The sequence below is a fragment of the Streptomyces sp. CA-243310 genome, assembly GCF_050936775.1.
In the GTDB taxonomy this organism is placed as follows: Bacteria; Actinomycetota; Actinomycetes; order Streptomycetales; family Streptomycetaceae; genus Streptomyces.
The window spans coordinates 821279-837680 of the sequence record NZ_JBNJMF010000002.1 but is presented as its reverse complement, the minus strand read 5'-3'; the positions used below and the strand labels follow the sequence as shown (position 1 = coordinate 837680).

General features: G+C 71.7%; 18 protein-coding genes. 11 read left to right on the top strand and 7 right to left on the bottom strand.

Features of this window, described 5'->3' with window-relative positions:
- Positions 1–168 precede the first annotated feature (168 nt).
- The gene (locus ACQEVM_RS21295) at positions 169–1293 is read right to left on the bottom strand and encodes an aminoglycoside phosphotransferase family protein (RefSeq protein ID WP_433081380.1); all 1125 of its coding nucleotides are present in this window, start codon (positions 1291–1293) and stop codon (positions 169–171) included.
- Between the two features lie 231 nt (positions 1294–1524).
- Between ACQEVM_RS21295 and ACQEVM_RS21290 the strand changes: the two genes are divergently transcribed.
- Positions 1525–3012: a DNA-binding protein NsdB gene (locus ACQEVM_RS21290; RefSeq protein ID WP_433081378.1), complete on the top strand. Its 1488-nt coding sequence runs from the start codon at positions 1525–1527 to the stop codon at positions 3010–3012.
- Between the two features lie 122 nt (positions 3013–3134).
- On the opposite strand, the gene ACQEVM_RS21285 is transcribed toward ACQEVM_RS21290, so the two are convergent.
- Positions 3135–4562 carry a PP2C family protein-serine/threonine phosphatase gene (locus ACQEVM_RS21285; protein ID WP_433081376.1) on the bottom strand — a complete coding sequence of 476 codons (1428 nt, stop codon included), beginning with the start codon at positions 4560–4562 and terminating at the stop codon, positions 3135–3137.
- 463 nt (positions 4563–5025) lie between these two features.
- On the opposite strand from ACQEVM_RS21285, the gene ACQEVM_RS21280 reads away from it, so the two are divergent.
- Positions 5026–6975, top strand: coding sequence for an APC family permease (locus tag ACQEVM_RS21280; protein WP_433081374.1), 1950 nt, complete (start codon positions 5026–5028; stop codon positions 6973–6975).
- Here the strand turns inward: ACQEVM_RS21280 and ACQEVM_RS21275 are convergent.
- Together ACQEVM_RS21275 and ACQEVM_RS21270 are read right to left on the bottom strand one after the other, a co-directional pair.
- Positions 6972–7172 carry a hypothetical protein gene (locus ACQEVM_RS21275; protein WP_433081372.1) on the bottom strand — a complete coding sequence of 67 codons (201 nt, stop codon included), beginning with the start codon at positions 7170–7172 and terminating at the stop codon, positions 6972–6974. The two genes, ACQEVM_RS21280 and ACQEVM_RS21275, sit on opposite strands and share 4 nt — an antisense overlap.
- 132 nt (positions 7173–7304) lie before the next feature.
- Positions 7305–8513 carry a helix-turn-helix domain-containing protein gene (locus ACQEVM_RS21270; RefSeq protein WP_433081370.1) on the bottom strand — a complete coding sequence of 403 codons (1209 nt, stop codon included), beginning with the start codon at positions 8511–8513 and terminating at the stop codon, positions 7305–7307.
- Between the two features lie 132 nt (positions 8514–8645).
- Between ACQEVM_RS21270 and ACQEVM_RS21265 the strand changes: the two genes are divergently transcribed.
- From ACQEVM_RS21265 to ACQEVM_RS21240, 6 genes are all read left to right on the top strand, one after another.
- Positions 8646–9209, top strand: a complete 564-nt coding sequence (locus ACQEVM_RS21265) for a TetR/AcrR family transcriptional regulator (protein ID WP_433081368.1) — start codon at positions 8646–8648, stop codon at positions 9207–9209.
- Between the two features lie 228 nt (positions 9210–9437).
- Complete coding sequence (locus ACQEVM_RS21260; RefSeq protein WP_433081366.1) at positions 9438–9842, top strand: hypothetical protein; 405 nt, start codon at positions 9438–9440, stop codon at positions 9840–9842.
- Positions 9839–10630: a transcriptional regulator gene (locus ACQEVM_RS21255; protein WP_351373379.1), complete on the top strand. Its 792-nt coding sequence runs from the start codon at positions 9839–9841 to the stop codon at positions 10628–10630. The genes ACQEVM_RS21260 and ACQEVM_RS21255 overlap by 4 nt, the downstream gene beginning before the upstream one ends.
- A gap of 71 nt (positions 10631–10701) precedes the next feature.
- Positions 10702–11148: a roadblock/LC7 domain-containing protein gene (locus ACQEVM_RS21250; RefSeq protein WP_433081364.1), complete on the top strand. Its 447-nt coding sequence runs from the start codon at positions 10702–10704 to the stop codon at positions 11146–11148.
- 88 nt (positions 11149–11236) lie between these two features.
- Positions 11237–11611: a hypothetical protein gene (locus ACQEVM_RS21245; RefSeq protein ID WP_433081362.1), complete on the top strand. Its 375-nt coding sequence runs from the start codon at positions 11237–11239 to the stop codon at positions 11609–11611.
- A gap of 195 nt (positions 11612–11806) precedes the next feature.
- Entirely contained in the window at positions 11807–12289 is a 483-nt protein-coding gene (locus tag ACQEVM_RS21240; protein ID WP_433081360.1) for a VOC family protein, read from the top strand.
- Between the two features lie 56 nt (positions 12290–12345).
- On the opposite strand, the gene ACQEVM_RS21235 is transcribed toward ACQEVM_RS21240, so the two are convergent.
- Positions 12346–13071, bottom strand: a complete 726-nt coding sequence (locus ACQEVM_RS21235; RefSeq protein ID WP_433081358.1) for an SIR2 family NAD-dependent protein deacylase — start codon at positions 13069–13071, stop codon at positions 12346–12348.
- A gap of 189 nt (positions 13072–13260) precedes the next feature.
- Between ACQEVM_RS21235 and ACQEVM_RS21230 the strand changes: the two genes are divergently transcribed.
- From ACQEVM_RS21230 to ACQEVM_RS21220, 3 genes are all read left to right on the top strand, one after another.
- Positions 13261–13698: a hypothetical protein gene (locus tag ACQEVM_RS21230; RefSeq protein WP_433081356.1), complete on the top strand. Its 438-nt coding sequence runs from the start codon at positions 13261–13263 to the stop codon at positions 13696–13698.
- A 30-nt stretch (positions 13699–13728) separates the two neighbouring features.
- Positions 13729–14571 (top strand): GNAT family N-acetyltransferase, encoded by an 843-nt coding sequence (locus ACQEVM_RS21225; protein WP_433081354.1) that lies wholly within the window; start codon positions 13729–13731, stop codon positions 14569–14571.
- A 61-nt stretch (positions 14572–14632) separates the two neighbouring features.
- The gene (locus ACQEVM_RS21220; RefSeq protein ID WP_433081352.1) at positions 14633–15082 is read left to right on the top strand and encodes a tetratricopeptide repeat protein; all 450 of its coding nucleotides are present in this window, start codon (positions 14633–14635) and stop codon (positions 15080–15082) included.
- A 44-nt stretch (positions 15083–15126) separates the two neighbouring features.
- On the opposite strand, the gene ACQEVM_RS21215 is transcribed toward ACQEVM_RS21220, so the two are convergent.
- Entirely contained in the window at positions 15127–15570 is a 444-nt protein-coding gene (locus ACQEVM_RS21215; protein ID WP_433081350.1) for an SSI family serine proteinase inhibitor, read from the bottom strand.
- 370 nt (positions 15571–15940) lie between these two features.
- Positions 15941–16402 (bottom strand): Crp/Fnr family transcriptional regulator, encoded by a 462-nt coding sequence (locus ACQEVM_RS21210; RefSeq protein WP_433081348.1) that lies wholly within the window; start codon positions 16400–16402, stop codon positions 15941–15943.

Here is a 16402-nt window from a genome sequence, read left to right as displayed (position 1 = left end):
AAGTCAAGGCATCCGGCGCCGCCGCTTCCCGCACGGCCCGCTCACCCGCCCGCTCACCTGCCCGGGCACGCCCCGCCACCGCCCTCGGCGCGTCCCGCCGGCGACCCCGGACGCGCGGAGGTCCCGCGGTGGTGACCACCGCGGGACCTCCGTGCGCAACCGTCCGCGTCAGCGCGTGCCGACCGCCGCGCGCACCGCCCTGCGAGCCATCCCGCAGTCGTCGTGCAACCGGCGCAGCAGCAGCCGCTGCTCCTCGCCCGAGGACAGGGAGCCCGCCGGCGTCGACTGGGCGGGGGTGGGCGCCGACATCGAGCGCTGCACCGCCGTCTCGGACATCCTGATCTCCCGCGTCAACACCAGCATCAGGTTCACCAGGAAGGCGTCCCGCGCCGCCGGTCCCTGCTGCTGCGCCAGCCTGCTGATCTGACCGCGGGCGGCCGGGGCGTCGCCCAGCACGGTCCACAGGGTCGCCAGGTCGTAGCCCGGCAGGTACCAGCCCGCGTGTTCCCAGTCGAGGAGCACCGGGCCGGCAGGGGACAGCAGCAGGTTGGACAGCAGGGCGTCACCGTGGTTGAACTGCCACGGGGTGCCGGCGAGCTTCAGACCGTGCAGCAGCTTCTGAAGGTCCCCGAAGTCCCGGTCGGTCAGCAGCCCCAACTCGTGATCACGGGTGATCCGCCGGGCGTAGTCCATCGGGTGTCCGAACAGTTCGGGCGCCGGACGCCACTGGTTCACCCGACACACCGCCCCGAGGGCCGCCCGGACGTCGGCCCGCGGCGGGGCCTCCACCGGGTGCCGCTGGAGCGCGGCGACCCGCCCCGCCATCCGCTCCACGACCAGTACGCAGTTCTCCGGGTCGGCGGCGATCAGGCGGGGCACCCGGACCGGCGGACGGTTGCGGACGAAGGTCCGGTACGCAGCTATTTCGTGCTGGTACCGCTCACGCCATTCGGGCGAATGGTCCAGTAACACCTTCGCGACGGCCGTCATCCGCCCGGTGGTGCCCACGAGGAGGACCGAACGACCGCTGCGTCGCAGCACCTGCACGGGTGCGAACTCCGGACAGATCCGTTGCACCGAGGCGAGCGCGGTGCGCAACTGCGCTCCCTGCGGCCCCGAGAGGTCGATTCTTCCGCTCGGCGTCTGGGTTCCGGTGCCCGGCATCCGCCGGGTCCGGAGTGCGCCCTGGGGCAGGTTGGCCGGGCGGCCGGGTTCGAGGTAGGGGCCGCCGCCAGCCGGGAGCGTACGGTGCGGCCGGACCGGTGCGGACACGGAGGTCGTTGCTGCGTACATGGCGTTTACAGTTCCCTTCGTGCGCCGACGAGTTGCGTACGCCGCCCCGCCGGATCCCGTGCTTCACCCTGGGGAGTTCCGTCGGTGACCGGGTCGGGGAGGCGCATTCCTACCTGACACCCGACCGTGGGTGGCGGACCATCTTGCGTGCCCTGGCGAAGCCTGGCGAATAGTCGCTGGGCATCTGACGGGGGGCTACTGTCAACTCAGCCGAGAACCTGGGGGCTTGACGTGAGCAAAGGTCCAAACACCCGTCTGAACGACCTGTTCGGCCTGGCCGGCTGGTCGAAGGGCGAACTGGCGAGGATGGTCAATCGGCAGGCGGCGGCCATGGGTCACCACCAACTGGCCACCGACACCTCGCGGGTGCGGCGCTGGATCGACATGGGGGAGACCCCGCGCGAACCGGTGCCCACGGTACTGGCAGCACTGTTCACCGAGCGGCTCGGTCGTGTCGTGACCATTGAGGACCTCGGGTTCGTACGGCAGCGGCGCACCTCCAAACGGCAGCCCGACGGGGCGCAGGAGAACCCCGACGGAGTGCCCTGGGCGCCCGAACGCACAGCCGCGGTCCTCACCGAATTCACGGGAATGGACCTCATGCTCAACCGTCGCGGCCTGATGGGCGCGGGAGTCGCGCTCACCGCAGGCTCAGCCCTCAGCAACGCCATGCACGAATGGCTGCACACCGATCCCGCCACCGCCAAGAACGCGCAGCGTTTCGGAGACAACGCCTACCAGGCCGATCAGGCGGGATACGACCGCTACGAGGCCGCCCCCATCGGCTCCCAGGAGATCGAGGCGCTGGAGCGTTCCGTCGAGGTCTTCCGCGCCTGGGACGCCTCCAGGGGTGGCGGACTCCAGCGCAAGGCCGTCGTGGGCCAGCTCAACGAGGTGGGCGGCATGCTCGCGTACCGCCACCCCGACCACCTCCAGCGCAGGCTCTGGGGGGTGGCGGCCAACCTGGCGGTCCTGGCGGGCTGGATGTCACACGACGTCGGTCTCGAACCCACCGCGCAGAAGTACTTCGTGATCGCCGCCCACGCGGCGCGCGAGGGTGGCGACCGGCCGCGCGCCGGCGAGGCACTGTCCCGGGCCGCCCGACAGATGGTCCACCTCGGGCGGCCGAACGAGGCCCTCGACCTGATGAAGCTGGCGCAGTCCGGCTCCGGGGAGCAGACCCTGCCGCGCACGCGCGCCATGCTCCACACCATCGAGGCCTGGGCCCAGGCCTCGATGGGCAAGGGGCAGGCCATGCGGCGCACCCTGGGCGAGGCGGAGGACCTGTTCGTCTCCGACAAGGGCGACGTGCCGCCTCCGTCGTGGATGCAACACTTCGACGAGGCCGATCTGCACGGCATGCAGGCCCTGGCCTTCCGCACCCTCGCCGATCACGACCCCTCGGTCGCGCCGATCGCCCAGCGGCACGCCCACGAGGCGCTGCGGCTGCGTGCACAGGGGCACCAGCGGTCCCAGATCTTCGACTACATCTCCATGGCCTCGGCCTGCTTCATCGCCGACGACCCCGAACAGGCCGACCGTTACGCCCGGCTGGCCCTGGTGTCGATGAACGAGACCTCCTCGCACCGGACATGGGACCGACTGCGTGAGATGTACCGCCTCACCGGCCAGTACGCCGGGTACGCGCGCATCGAGGACCTGCGCCAGGAGATCGAGTCGGCCCTGCCGAACAGTCCCGTGGCGCCCAGGCCGGTGTGAGGTCCGCGCCGCCGGCGTCGGGCCCGGCGCACGAGACCTCAACCGCTTCCGCGCAGACGTGGGAAGGGCCGCGCCCGGGGCGCGGCCCTGAAGTCGACGAAGGAGGCCCTGTCCGGACGCCCCTACGCTCCGACCCGGGCGACCAGCACGCCGGCGTCGCCGTCGCGCTCGTGCTCGCCGAACTCCTCGGTGACCATCCGCAGGCACTCCTGCGCCGACCCGGCCGCGGCGAACCTTGGCGCGAGCGCCAACAGCCTCTCGGTGCCGTCCGCTTCGGTGAGCCCGAAGCCGCTCGGGGTCAACCCGTCCGTGCGCAGGACCAGCACGTCGCCGGCCTCCAGTCGCTCCTCGGCCTGCCCGTACACGGCACCGGGGGTCGCCCCCAGCAGCACGCCCTCCGGCGGGCGCAGGGAGCGTCCGCCACCACGACGGAACAGCAGGGGGGCCGGGTGTCCGGCCTGGGCCCAGGACAACAGCCGGCGGGCGGGATCGTAGCGGCAGCAGACGGCCGAGCCGAGCGCCGGTTGCACGGAGGTGTCCAGGAGCTGGTTGAGCCAGCCCATCAGGGGGCCCGGCTCGATCCCGGCCATGGCCATCCCGCGCAGGGCGCCGAGGAGCATCGCCATCCCGGAGGTGGCGGTCACCCCGTGTCCCGTGAGGTCGCCGACCGTCAACAGTGAACGGCCGTCGGGCAGTTCCAACGCGTCGTACCAGCCCCCGCCGATCGGCGCGCCCGTCGCGGAGGGCAGATGGCGTGCGGCGACGTCCAGCGCGCCGGTGCTGTCCTGCGGGAACCGCAGGGAGCCGCGCCACGGGGGGAGCACGGCTTCCTGCAGTTCGACCGCCAGCCGGTGCTCGGTCTGCGCGATGTCCCGGCGGCGTTGCAGCGAGTCGTGCGACTCACGCACCGCGCGCTGGCTTCGGCGCAGCTCACTCACGTCCCGCAACACGGCCCACATGGAGGCCGTGCAACCGTCGGAGTCGAGTACCGGCTCGCCCCTCATGTGCAACGTCCGGACGCGGCCGTCGGCCCGGACGATGCGGAACTCGCCGTCGATCGGTTTGCCGTCCACCAGGCAGTCGGTGACCATCGCGGTCAGGGCCGGCTGGTCCTCGGAGAACAGGGTCGAGCCCAGTTCGTCGAGGGGCAGCGGGCCCGCCTCGGGGGAGCGGCCGAAGATCTGGAAGAGTTCCTCGGACCAGGTCACCGCGTCGGTGAGCAGGTTCCACTCGGCGCTGCCGACCCGGGTCGGTGGTTCCTCGGGCAGGCTGTCGGGCGCCCCTCGCGGGAGCTCGACGAGTTCCTCGGGGGCGGGCGGCAGCCCTTCCTTGAGTTGGCCGAGGTGCCGGCCGAGGTCGTCGAGGTGGTGCACGGCGAGGTCGCACAGTGCCCGTTGCCAGCGGCCCTGCGCGTCGTCGTCGTCCGCGACCGCGTCGCGGCGCACGGCGTTCACCTCGCCCCGCAGCCGTCGGGTCTGTGAGATCAGGGCGTCCACCGGTCCCGGCTCGGGAGGCTGCGCGGGACGGTCCGCGTAGAGATGGGACGGCATGAGGACTCCGATACAGGCGCGGCACGGCCAGGTCTGAAAGAAGGACCGGCATCGACTGTGGCACAGCCCGCGGAGGGTCGTAAGCGGTTTGGCAACATCTGTTGGAGCCTTGCCCGAGGCATATGCTCGCGGCCTTCCGGATGCTCTGCGGCTGTGCGAACGAATCCGGTCAACCCGTCCGGCGCCCCAGGGGTGGAGCCGCACCGGAGGAGCCGTGCGCCCGTGGCGGGACCCGGCCGGAAACCGGCCCCCGGGGAGCGCCCGGTCGAGCGTGCGGCCGAAGTGTGCGAGCGAACACGGTCGTTGTGTCCCCGGCGGCCTCCGTTCGCGATGACGCGCGAGGTACCCCCGAACGAAGGACCTCACGCCGCCGGGGAGCTCGACGCCCCGCCCGTGTGAGCACGGCAGACGACACAGCCCCCAGAGCCAGCGAACCGGACAAAGAGTGGCCGATCATGCCTGAATGAGGCGTATCAATGCGAAACGCGTGCTGGTCGGTGAACCGCTCGACACCGCGCGCCTGGGCGAGACCCTGCTTCCCAAGCGGCTCGCGCTGCCCATCTTCTGCAGCGACCCGCTCTCCTCGGTGGCGTACGCGACCGAGGAGATCCTGCTGATCCTCGCCCTCGGCGGCGTGACGCTGCTCCACCTCACCTGGTACGCGGCAGCCGCCATCGTCTTCCTGATGATCGTGGTCGTCGCCTCCTACCGGCAGACCTGCCACGCCTACCCCGGCGGCGGGGGCGCCTACATCGTCAGCTCCGAGAACCTCGGCCCCACGGCCGCGCTGACCGCCGCCAGCGCGCTCCTCGTCGACTACGTGCTGACCGTCGCCGTCTCGGTGGTCTCCGGCGTCGCCGCCATCACCTCCGCCATCCCCTCGCTCAGCGACCACGAAGTCGCGCTGTCGGTCGGATTCGTGGTGCTGCTGACCCTGATGAACCTGCGTGGCGTCCGGGAATCGGGCCGGATCTTCGCCATCCCCACCTATGGCTTCGTGCTCGTCATCTACGTCATGTTCGCGGTCGCCGCCGTACGGCTCGCGACCGGCGTCACCATCCGCGCCGAGTCCGCCTCCCTGCCCATCATCGAGACCGAGACGTTCACGGGCCTGGCGCTGGTGTTGCTCGTGATGCGCGCCTTCGCCTCGGGCTGTACCGCGCTGACCGGCGTCGAGGCCATCAGCAACGGCGTCCCCGCCTTCCGCAAGCCCAAGAGCCGCAATGCCGCGAACACACTGGCGATCATGGGCGTCCTGTCCGTGACCATGTTCCTCGGGATCACCTTCCTCGCCATGGTCTACCAGGTGCACGTCGCGGCCGATCCGACGGAACTGGGCCTCGCCCCCGGGACGCCCACCTCGACCGCGCTCGCGCAGATCGGTCGGGCCACCTTCGGCAGCTGGCACTTCCTGTTCTACCTGCTCCAGGCCGTCACCGCAGGGGTGCTGATCCTCGCGGCGAACACCGCCTTCAACGGATTCCCGATGCTCGCATCGATCCTCGCCAAGGACCGTTACGCGCCGCGCCAGCTCTTCAACCGCGGCGACCGGCTCGTGTACTCCAACGGCGTCGTGCTGCTCGCGCTGGCCGCCATCGCCCTGATCGTCGCCTTCGACGCCGAGCTGACGCGCCTCATCCAGCTCTACATCATCGGCGTGTTCGTCTCCTTCACCCTGTCCCAGTCGGGCATGGTCCGGCACTGGAGGCGCGTGCTCGACTCGCCCGACACGGCGAAGGGAGAGCGGGTCCACATCCACCGCCGACTGGCCATCAACGCGGTCGGCGCGGCCATGACCGCCCTGGTGCTGGTCATCGTCCTCATCACCAAGTTCACCCACGGCGCCTGGCTGGTCGTCATCGCCATGCCGCTGCTGTTCGTCGGCATGAAGGGGGTCCGGCGCCACTACGACACCGTCGCCGACCAGGTGGCCGTCGCCCCCGGTGTCAGGCCGCGCAAACCCTCTCGTCACCACGTGGTGGTGCTGGTCTCCTCCGTGCACGCCCCGACCCTGAAGGCGCTCGGCTACGCGCAGGCCCTTCGGCCCGACAGTCTCACGGCGGTCAGCGTCGCGGCCGACGCCCAGGACGCGCACCGGCTGCGCGAGGCCTGGGCCGGGCACGACCCGGGGGTCGCGCTCAAGGTGCTGCACTCGCCCTACCGCGATGTGGTCGGGCCGGTCCTGGAGTACGTGCAGGAGCTGGCTGCCGCGGAGGGGACGGACATGCTCTCGGTGGTCATTCCCGAGTACGTGGTGGGGCACTGGTGGGAGCAGCCCCTGCACAACCAGAACGCGCTCCGACTGAAGGCCCGGTTGCTGTTCACGCCGGGTGTCGCGGTGATCGACGTCCCGTACCTGCTGGAGTCGGCGAAGCCGGCCGAGACGGCCGACCCCACCGAGGCGAGGCGTTAGCCCTTCCGCGGTCCGGCGCCGCGCAGCAGCTCCAGGTCGCCGCGGAGCGTGAGTACCCGGTCGTGTTCCAGTTCCGCCGCGTAGAACTCGTGGGCCGCCCGCAGCCGTGTCTCGCGGTCCTGGGCGGCTGCCAGTTCGGCGGCCGTCCGGGCGGCTTCGGGGGTGTGGGACGCGGGGTCGGCGGGGGTGTGCGCCATGGTCTCTCCCGGTGGTGCGTGGGGGTCGGATCACGACCGAGCCTTGTGCACGGCCGGTGGCCGCCGGGCATCCCGCACGACCGGGCCGGCTGAAAATCGACCCCCGGTTACCGACTGGTAAGTCGCTGGTGGTCAGCCAGTTGGCCCTTTCGGGCCGAAAGGGCGCTCCCGCGGCTTTGGCCGGGATACGACCTGTTCCGTCGAGGCGTGCCGGACCACCGCCGCGTGAGCCAGGGCCAGCTCCACCACATGGGCCGGATCGGAGAGCGAGCGGCCGGTCAGCTGCTCCAGACGGCGCAGCCGGTTGGAGACCGTGTTGCGGTGGCAGTACAGCCGCTGGGCCGCGTACGTGGTCGAGCCCTGGCAGGTCAACCACGTGCCCAGGGTGGTCAACAGCACCCGGCGGTCCTCCGGGGGCAGGGCCAGGACCGGGCCCAGCACCACCTGCCGCAGCCGGCCCGCGAGTTCGGGCTGCCCCGCCACCAGCGCCGCCGGGAGCCGTTCGTCCAGCAGCACGGTGGACGGACCGGCCGAGGCGGGGGAGGCGCGCAGCGCGAGGAGCGCCAGCCGGCGGGCTCGGGCCAGGTCGGCGGCCTCCTCCACGACGGGGCTGACCCCGGCCCGTACGCCAGATGGGGCGAGCAACTCCCTTATCGACTCGAGCGGGTGGTGGCCCAGTTCCACGACGCCGGTCTCCCCGTCGGCGCGGTTGCGCCACAGCACGCGCGGCGCGACGGGCTCCGGGCCGGCCTCCGGGAGACCGGGCGGTGCCAGCACGATCACCGCGAACCGGCCCCGCGCGGGCAGCCCCAACCGGGCCGCCGCCTCGGCGGCCTCCCCGGTGCCGTCGAGCAGCCCGTCCAGCAGGGACGCCCTCAGTTCCCGGTCGCGCTCGGCTCGGGGGAACTCGGCCAGGCGGTACGCGTCCGACGCGGCGTCCGTCATCTGCTCCAGTACGTCCCACAGCGCGGCCGCGCCCGGCAGCAGCCGGGGCAGCGCGGCCCGGTCGTGCGCGGCCACCGCCTCGGTGAGGGTCTGCCACAGCAGCCGGCCGCCGTGCCGTTGCGCGCGGAGCAGGGAGGCGAGCGGCAGTCCCTGTTCGGCCCGCAGGGCGCCGATGGCCCGGGCTTCGGAGAGGTCCACCGGGAGACCCCGGGACTCGCGGACCAGGCCGTCGACGGCCTGACGGAGGTGACGGTGGATCCGTTCGCGCACTTCGGTCCGCCCCAGCAGGGTGGCGTACGCGGGGTCCTCGGCCAGCGTGCGGTCGGCGAGCCGGTCCGCCGCCACGGCGATCCGGCGGTCCAGGTCCTCGCGTATCTCCTCGATGATCCGCTCCATGACCGGCAGGGTGACACGGGGGAGGGGCCGGTGGGGAGGGCCCGGAGGCCGCCGTGTCCGCTAGCGTGTCCTGAGCACTGCGCCTGAAGTACTCAGGGAGCCCGTTCCCGTACCCACCCCAGGAATCCGACCATGCGACAGAATCCGGAACGTCGCGTCGCGCTGCTCGACGCCGCCATCGAAGTCCTGGCACGCGAGGGCTCGCGCGGGTTGACCCTGCGGGCCGTGGACGCCGAGGCGGGCGTCCCCACCGGGACCGCGTCGAACTACTTCGCCAACCGGGGGCGGCTCCTGGTCCAGATCCTGCACCGCTCCCGCGAGCGACTCACCCCCGACCCGGCGGACCTGGTCGGCCCGCTCGACACCACGGTGCTGCTCGGCCGGCTCCTCGATCGGACGAGGCGCGAGCGGAGCGTGCACATCGCGGCGCTGGAGCTGCGCCTGGAGGCGACCCGGCGTCCGGAGCTCCAGGCGGAACTCGCCGCCTTCCAGGGCGCGGAACTGGAGGCGAACGTCGCCTGGCACCTGGAGTCGGGGCTTCCCGGGGACCGGCAGGGCGTGGTGCTGCTGTACTTCGCGATGCTGGGGCTGATCGTGGACGACCTGACGGTTCCGAGTCTGTTGGACCCGTACCCGGTCGGCGACCTCCTGGAGGCCATGGCGGAGCGTCTGCTCCCGGGACGGCCGACGGACTGACCGAGGCGTGCGAGCGGTGCGAGGATGGCGTCGTGCGACGTATTGACGTTCTCTTGTTCGCTTCTTGATCAGAATGCGACGCGTTCCGGCCAGGCTGTCACGAGCTATCGCGCATGTTCCAGCGGAAAATGCCAGAACCCCCTTTCGCCGTGTGGAACTTGAGTAAGTTCCCTCCTGTCGCGCCGTACGACCGTGCACCCAGCACGTCTGGCCGGGAGGGGAGCCCGCGTGCCCGGGATCGACGAATGTCTGCTCGAAGCCATGGCCCTGCCCGGTGCACGGGGGGCCTCCCTCGTGGACTGGAGCAGTGGACTGGCCCTCGGCACCGCAGGGGATTCGCCGGTCGGAGACCACGAGACCACCGCCGCCGAGACCGCCGAACTGGCCCGGGCGGCAGCCGAGTACGAATCCTTCGCCCCCGAGACCGGGAGAGCCGGCCAGGAAGACCTCGCCGGCCCGCCGGTCGAGGACCTGATCGTCACCACCCGCAGCGGCTACCACGTGCTGCGCTTCGTCGAGACGAGCTTCGACAGCAGCGTGTTCCTGCACCTCTGGCTCGACCGGGCCGACGGCAACCTCGCCCTCGCCCGACACAGACTCCGCGCACTGGCCGAGGAGCTGGTGCTCAGATGAACGCCCCGACCCTCCCCGCCAACCCCGTGGAAGTGTCCCCCCTGTTGACTCGCCTCGCCGCCGAACGCGCCACCGGCGCCCTGCTCCGCGACCGGGGCACCCTGTTCCTGGAGGACGGCCGCGTCGTGCACGCCGAGAGTCCCTCCACCCCCGGTCTCGACGTACTGCTCACCACCGGTGGCGGCCTCGCCCCCGAGCGCTGGAACGACGCCGTGAACCAGGCCGGAGCCCGCCGCCAGGTCGCCCGCTACCTCGTGGACAGCGGCGGCCTGGCGGGCGGCGAGCTGGAGATATGCCACCTCGCCGCGATCTTCGACGCCGCGTTCTTCGCACTGTCGCCGGGCAGCGGCCCGTCCCGGTTCCGCCGCGGCGCCACCCACTGGATCGGATCCGTGCGCTCGGTACCCGCAGCCGCCGTCGAGCGGGAGACGCGCCGCCGCCGGGAACTGCTGGACGCCGTCTGGCCCTATCCGCTCCTGGACACCGCCCCCGTGATACCCCGTCAGGCCGCACCCGGGCAGACGATCACCGCCCGGCAACGCCTCCTGCTCCACCAGGCGGACGGCAGACGGACCCCCGCCGACCTCGCGTGGGTGCTCGGCCGACCGGCGTTCCACACCCTGCTCGACGTACGCAGACTCGCGGCGGCCGGTCTCGTCGAGACCCCGCACGCACCGGCCCCGATACCCATGGCCGAGACACCCCTGCCCGACTGGATGACCCAGGCCCAATCCCCGGACGTGGCCCTGCTCCGCCGGTTACGCGACGCACTGGAGGCAAGCCTGTGAGGCTCCCGCTGCGACCGGTTCTGCGCACCGACCGCTCCGAGCGGAGACAGCCCGAAAGGAGGAAGGCCGACATGAGCACGGCGATGGTGAACGCCGAGGCCGAGGCCGAGATACTCGCCGAACTCCGGCGGCTGAGGGCCCGCCTCCCCCAACTCACCGGTGCCCTCGCGGCGAGCGTGGACGGTCTGGTGCTCGCCCACGACAGCGCCGCCACCGAGGCCGAGTCCGTCGCCGCCCTGACGGCGGCCGCCCTGGGCGTCGCCCGACGACTCAGCGACAGCACCGGCCAAGGCGGCTTCCGCGAACTGCTGGTGCGCGGCGAGTCCGGCTACATCGCCACCTACGCGGCGGGCGACGCGGCCGTCCTCACGCTGATCGCCGAACCACGGGTCAACGTGGGTCGGCTCCACCTGGAGGCCCGCCGCTCCAGCCTGCGGATCACCGAGCTCATCGAGCACAGTCTCGGTCGACGGGGCCCGGTGACACCGCCGATGCCCACCCAGGCCCCTTTGACCTGAGCCGCACACCCCTACCGACCACTGACACGACCAGTACGACCCCGGACAGCAGAAGCCCGGACAGTCACCGAAGAAAGAGGAACCTCTCATGGCCACTGTGGAAACCGCCCTCAAAGAAGCCACCACCGTCATCGACGGCGCGATCGGAGCAGCCCTGGTCGACTACGGAAGCGGCATGGCGCTCGGCACCATCGGCGGGGGCAAGGACCTCGACCTCGCCGTCGCCGCGGCGGGCAACACCGACGTGGTGCGCGCCAAGGTGCGCACGATGGAGATGCTCGGACTCCAGGACGAGATCGAGGACATCCTCATCACCCTCGGAGGGCAGTACCACCTGATCCGACTCATGAAGGCGAGGGGGTCCAGCGGATTCTTCCTCTACCTCGCGCTCGACCGAGGCCGGGCGAACCTCGCCATGGCCCGGCACCAACTGAAGAAGATCGAAGCCGAGCTGGAGGTCTGACGGTCCTCGGCAAGGCCGCGACGGCGCGGTGGCGGACGGTGCGATGTGCTGCCGTCCGCCCCGGCGGCGCCTGACCCGCGGGAGTGAGATCCGGAGCGGTGCGAACCCGTCCTGCGCCCACCGATGAGTTTCGGGCGCGGGGTCGGTCTGTATGTGCGGGACCGTGTCCCTCACCGCACGACTCTGGAGGTAGTCATGACCAGCAACCCGTTCACCATGTGCCTGTGGTTCGACGGCCGGGCCGAAGAGGCCGCCGACTTCTACCTGTCCGTCTTCAAGGACGGCCGGATCGGCCGGATCGGCCGCTACACCGAGGCCGGTCCCGGGCCGGTCGGCGAGGTGATGGTGGTCGAGTTCGAGATCAACGGTCAGAGGTTCATCGGCCTCAACGGAGGCCCCCAGTTCCCCTTCACCGAGGCCGTCTCCTTCCAGATCCCCTGCGCCGACGAAGCGGAGGCGGACTACTACTACGAGGCCCTGACCAGGGACGGCGGCCAGGAGTCGGCCTGCGGGTGGGTCAAGGACAAGTTCGGCCTGTCCTGGCAGGTCACCCCCACCGAGGCCATCGACCTGATCAGCGACCCGGACCCGGGCCGAGCCGCCCGGGCCGCCGCCGCCATGCTCCGTATGAAGAAGCTCGACGTCGCGGAGATGCGGCGGGCGGCCGACGCCGGGTAGGGCGGTGAGCGGCGCGAGGTCCGGACACGGCGCGACAGGAGACGGCCCCGGCCGGACTACGTGGCGATCCGCGCCAAGAGTTCCGGGAGGGCGGTCCCGATCGGTTCGCGGATCACCTCGTCGGCGACGGAGTCGTACGGCGTCTCCTGCGCGTTCACGATGATCAGGCGGGCCCCCGCCTCCGCGGCCATCCCGGCCAGTGAGGCGGCGGGCTGTACCTGGAGCGTCGAGCCGACCGCGATGAACACGTCGCACCCCTTCGCCACGGCCATCGCCTGACCCAGCACCTCGGGGTCCAGCCGCTGGCCGAACATCACCGTGGCGGGCTTCAGGATCCCGCCGCAGATCGGACAGGCGGGATCCGGTTCCCCTCCGGCAACCCTGGCCAGCGCGTCCTCCATGGTGGAACGGGCCCGGCAGTCGGTGCAGAGCACCGATCGGGCCGTTCCGTGCAGTTCGAACACCTTGCGCTCCGGCAGCCCGGCGAGCTGGTGCAGTCCGTCCACGTTCTGGGTGACGACCCGCACCGGCGTACCGCCGCGCTCCAGAGCGGCCACGGCCAGGTGCGCGGCGTTGGGACGCGGGTCGAGCGCCGCGATTTCGGCGCGCATCAGCCAGGAGCGACGTCGGACCTCCGGATCGGCCATGTAGTGCGAGTAGGTCACGAGCTTCTCGGCGTCGGGTTCCCGCCGCCACAGGCCCTGCGGTCCCCGGTAGTCCGGAATCCCGGAGTCGGTGGACATTCCTGCCCCGCTGAACACGGCGACGAGTGATTTCCCCATGCCGCGACCCTACGTACGGTCCACTGCCCGACGCGACCGGATTCCGTGCGGTCGCCCGCCACGCCGTGACCGGGAGGCGGTACGCCCTGCGGCCGAAAGGGGCGGTTCTCGGCCGAATCCGGCCCCCACTGGGGTGAGGCCCGGCCGCGTCCCTCCGCATGGGCGCGGGCGGGCGGTTACAAACCGGACATGACGCTCACCCCCCGCCTCACCGGCGCCCTCCTGCTCTCCCTCCTCGCGCTGCCGGCCCCGGCCCTCGCCGCCCCCGCCCCCGCGCCGGCCCCCGCCGTCGCCGCCGGGCCGCACCGGCACTCGGCGGCAGAGATCAGCCGCTTCCTCACCGTCTTCTACGGCAAGCACGGTCCCTCCCGGTACGGCCGGGAGCATCGCGTCTCGCAGGTGCTGAAGGACAAGCAGCGGGACAACCCCCAGAGCGACGTGCTGCTCTGCGCACAGGGGCAGCCCCGCACCATCGGCGTCGGGGCGGTCACGGTCGCCGCGTCCGCGGGCGTCGGCTGGGCGACCGTCACCACCGGCTGGGACTCCGAGCACACCGACACCTTCACCGCGTACGTACGGCTCGACTCCCAGCCGATCCGGCTCGATGACGTGATCTGCGCGGGCTGACCCCCGCGCGCGTCTGGTACAACACCGGGCATGACGGGATTCGAGATCGGCGGCGCGAGCGCCGCCGACATGGACATGATCCGAGCCTGGGCCGACGAGGAGGGCTGGAATCCGGGTGACACCGACCGCTTCGCCTTCGCGGTCGCCGATCCCGACGGCTTCCTCGTCGGCCGGCTCGACGGTGAGCCCGTGGCCTGCGTCTCCGCCGTGCGTTACGGCACGGGCTTCGGATTCATCGGCTTGTACATCGCCCGCCCACGGGTCCGCGGCCAGGGTTACGGCATCCGACTGTGGAAGGCCGGCATGAGTCGCCTCGACGGCCGCCTCGTGGGGCTCGACGGAGTGGTCGAGCAGCAGGACAACTACCGCAGGTCCGGGTTCCGTCCGGCCTGGAACAACGTCCGCCACGAGGGCGTGCCGCAGGCCGGGGGCGACGGCGGGGTGCACGTCGTGGACGCCGCCACCCTCCCTTTCTCCCGACTCGCCGCCTACGACCGGAAGTTCTTCCCCGAACCGCGCGACGCCTTCCTGTCCGCGTGGACGGGGCTGCCGGGCCGCACGGCCCTCGCCGCCGTCCGGGACGGTCGGGTCGAGGGACTCGGCGTGGTCCGGCCGTGCAGCGGGGCGTCCCGCGTCGGACCCCTGTACGCGGCCACGCCTGAGGTGGCCGCCGCCCTGCTGAGGCGGCTCGCCGAGCACGCCCCCGGCGGGGAGATCGCCGTGGACGTGCCCGATGCGAACCCGACGGCCACCGCCCTGCTGGCCGGGCTGGGACTGGTCCCGACCTTCGAGGCCGCACGGATGTACACGGGGCCGGCGCCCACGGTCGACCTGCCGGGACTGTACGGGGTCGCCAGTCTCGAACTGGGCTGACAGCGAAGGGGAGTTCGCCTAGTCTGCGCGGGTCCGCAGAGCTCGGTCCGAGGGAGACGCCGTGTCGTTCCCGCTCCTGCTCGTCGCCGCCGTGCTGAGCATCCTCGGATGGATCAACGACAACGATGGCCTGAGCAGAGCGGGTTGGATGGTCTGGGCGATCGGCATCCTCCTGCTCGTCCTGCGATGGCGGCGCAACCGCCGGAAGTTCCCGTCCGTGGAACACGCGCGGGCCGCCGCCGAGGCGGGAGACCCCCGGGCGATGCGGGCCCTCGCCTCGATCCACAAGCTGGGCGAGGACTACACCGAGGCGGAGCGGCTGCTCCGCGCGGCGATCACGCTGGGAGACGTGGAGGCCATGTGGGACATGGGGCGGCTCGTCGACCTCCGGGACGGACTCCCGGAGGCCGAACCGTGGTTCAGGATGGCCGCCGAGCACGGCCACTTCTTCGCGAAGCGGATGTTCCGTCCCGGACACGCCTTCAACATGGACGGTCGGAGCCCCCTGTGAACCGGGCGACGGTCGCACGACGCCGCCCGGACCGGGCATCGGGCTCAGATGCCGAACAGGACGCCCGTGCTGTTGCGCAGGCCGCACGGGTTGCCGAAGGTGTACGTGTAGCTCAGCCGGCGCCCCTCCCAGACCCCGTCGGCGGTGACCGTCATCGGGTTCCACTCCCTGGTACACGCGGCGTCCGCGCGCGGTTCGGCGAGAGCGTCCAGCGCCCGCCCGTTCGCCCGTAACTCGGCGCAGGCGGCGACCGGGTCCGGGTGCGTGCCGCTCGGCCGCGGTGCGCACACCAGCGTCACCGCGCGCAGCGCCGTACCCGCGTCCGCGTCCGCGCCGGCCGTGACGCTGATCACGAGCGCGGAGGGCGCGTACATGCTCTCCGTGCCGGCGGGTGCGGCGTCGGCGGCTCCTGAACCGACCAGCGCGGTGAGGGCGGTGAGCGCCATGGCGCCGGTGGCCAGTCCCAGATTCCTGGTGATGGACCGCATTTCGAACACTCCTCGGGTGGTTGCTTCGGATAGCGGACGTGAGTCTTGCCCATGGGGGGCGGGAACGCCCGTTCGTACCGCTGTTTCACGTCACTGATCGTGACCGCATGAGTGCAGTCCGCAGCGATGTCGGGGTGTTGACCTGTGGGGGAGCGAACCGTCGAATCGGCCGAAGACACCCCTGAAACAACCCTGAAACACGCGAAGCGAGGCCTCCGGGAGGGCCGGCGTCACCCTCGGAACCGCCCCTGCCCCGCCGTGTCGGGCGTCGGCGTCGACGCCCGTGCCCGAAGGGGGTCGACGCACCGGATGCCGGGTTGTGCGGGCGCCGGGCCGCGGGGATCCCGGCCCGCGCGAGTGCCCCGACTCCTCAGCGCGTGGCGCCCGTGCGCGGGGCGTACAGGTCGATGAGCCGGGTGCGGGTCTGTTGCAACCGGATGGCGAGGACCCGCCCGACCCAGTGCCCGACCGCGGACCCGAACGCGGGATCGGCGTCCATCAGCATGCGGATGGTCGTCCCGTCGAACTCGTACGCCCGTACCGGGGTCATCGCCTCGGCGCTGAGCTGCCAGGTGTACGGGGGGAACAGCCAGGACCAACCGACCAACTCACCGGGACCGAGGCTCTGGACGGGTGTGGGCCTGCGGCCGGGTACGGGGATCTCCAGCGTCACCGTGCCGGAGCGCACGATCCAGAAGGAGTCCGCCCGGGTGCCCTCGTCGAAGATCGGCGCGTTCTCGGGGAAATTGACCTCGCGGGCGTGCGACATCAGCCGTCCACGATGCTCGGTGGACAGGACGGCGGCGATCCGGATGGGGGAAGGTGTGCTCAC

Excerpts from the sequence above, each read along its gene's own strand:
- ACQEVM_RS21270 (WP_433081370.1), bottom strand. The coding sequence starts at position 8,513 with ATGGAGCGGATCATCGAGGAGATACGCGAGGACCTGGACCGCCGGATC.
- ACQEVM_RS21230 (WP_433081356.1), top strand. The coding sequence starts at position 13,261 with ATGACGCTCACCCCCCGCCTCACCGGCGCCCTCCTGCTCTCCCTCCTC.
- ACQEVM_RS21275 (WP_433081372.1), bottom strand. The coding sequence starts at position 7,172 with ATGGCGCACACCCCCGCCGACCCCGCGTCCCACACCCCCGAAGCCGCC.
- ACQEVM_RS21235 (WP_433081358.1), bottom strand. The coding sequence starts at position 13,071 with ATGGGGAAATCACTCGTCGCCGTGTTCAGCGGGGCAGGAATGTCCACC.
- ACQEVM_RS21245 (WP_433081362.1), top strand. The coding sequence starts at position 11,237 with ATGGCCACTGTGGAAACCGCCCTCAAAGAAGCCACCACCGTCATCGAC.
- ACQEVM_RS21285 (WP_433081376.1), bottom strand. The coding sequence starts at position 4,562 with ATGCCGTCCCATCTCTACGCGGACCGTCCCGCGCAGCCTCCCGAGCCG.
- ACQEVM_RS21250 (WP_433081364.1), top strand. The coding sequence starts at position 10,702 with ATGAGCACGGCGATGGTGAACGCCGAGGCCGAGGCCGAGATACTCGCC.
- ACQEVM_RS21215 (WP_433081350.1), bottom strand. The coding sequence starts at position 15,570 with ATGCGGTCCATCACCAGGAATCTGGGACTGGCCACCGGCGCCATGGCG.
- ACQEVM_RS21240 (WP_433081360.1), top strand. The coding sequence starts at position 11,807 with ATGACCAGCAACCCGTTCACCATGTGCCTGTGGTTCGACGGCCGGGCC.
- ACQEVM_RS21280 (WP_433081374.1), top strand. The coding sequence starts at position 5,026 with ATGAGGCGTATCAATGCGAAACGCGTGCTGGTCGGTGAACCGCTCGAC.
- ACQEVM_RS21295 (WP_433081380.1), bottom strand. The coding sequence starts at position 1,293 with ATGTACGCAGCAACGACCTCCGTGTCCGCACCGGTCCGGCCGCACCGT.
- ACQEVM_RS21225 (WP_433081354.1), top strand. The coding sequence starts at position 13,729 with ATGACGGGATTCGAGATCGGCGGCGCGAGCGCCGCCGACATGGACATG.
- ACQEVM_RS21265 (WP_433081368.1), top strand. The coding sequence starts at position 8,646 with ATGCGACAGAATCCGGAACGTCGCGTCGCGCTGCTCGACGCCGCCATC.
- ACQEVM_RS21255 (WP_351373379.1), top strand. The coding sequence starts at position 9,839 with ATGAACGCCCCGACCCTCCCCGCCAACCCCGTGGAAGTGTCCCCCCTG.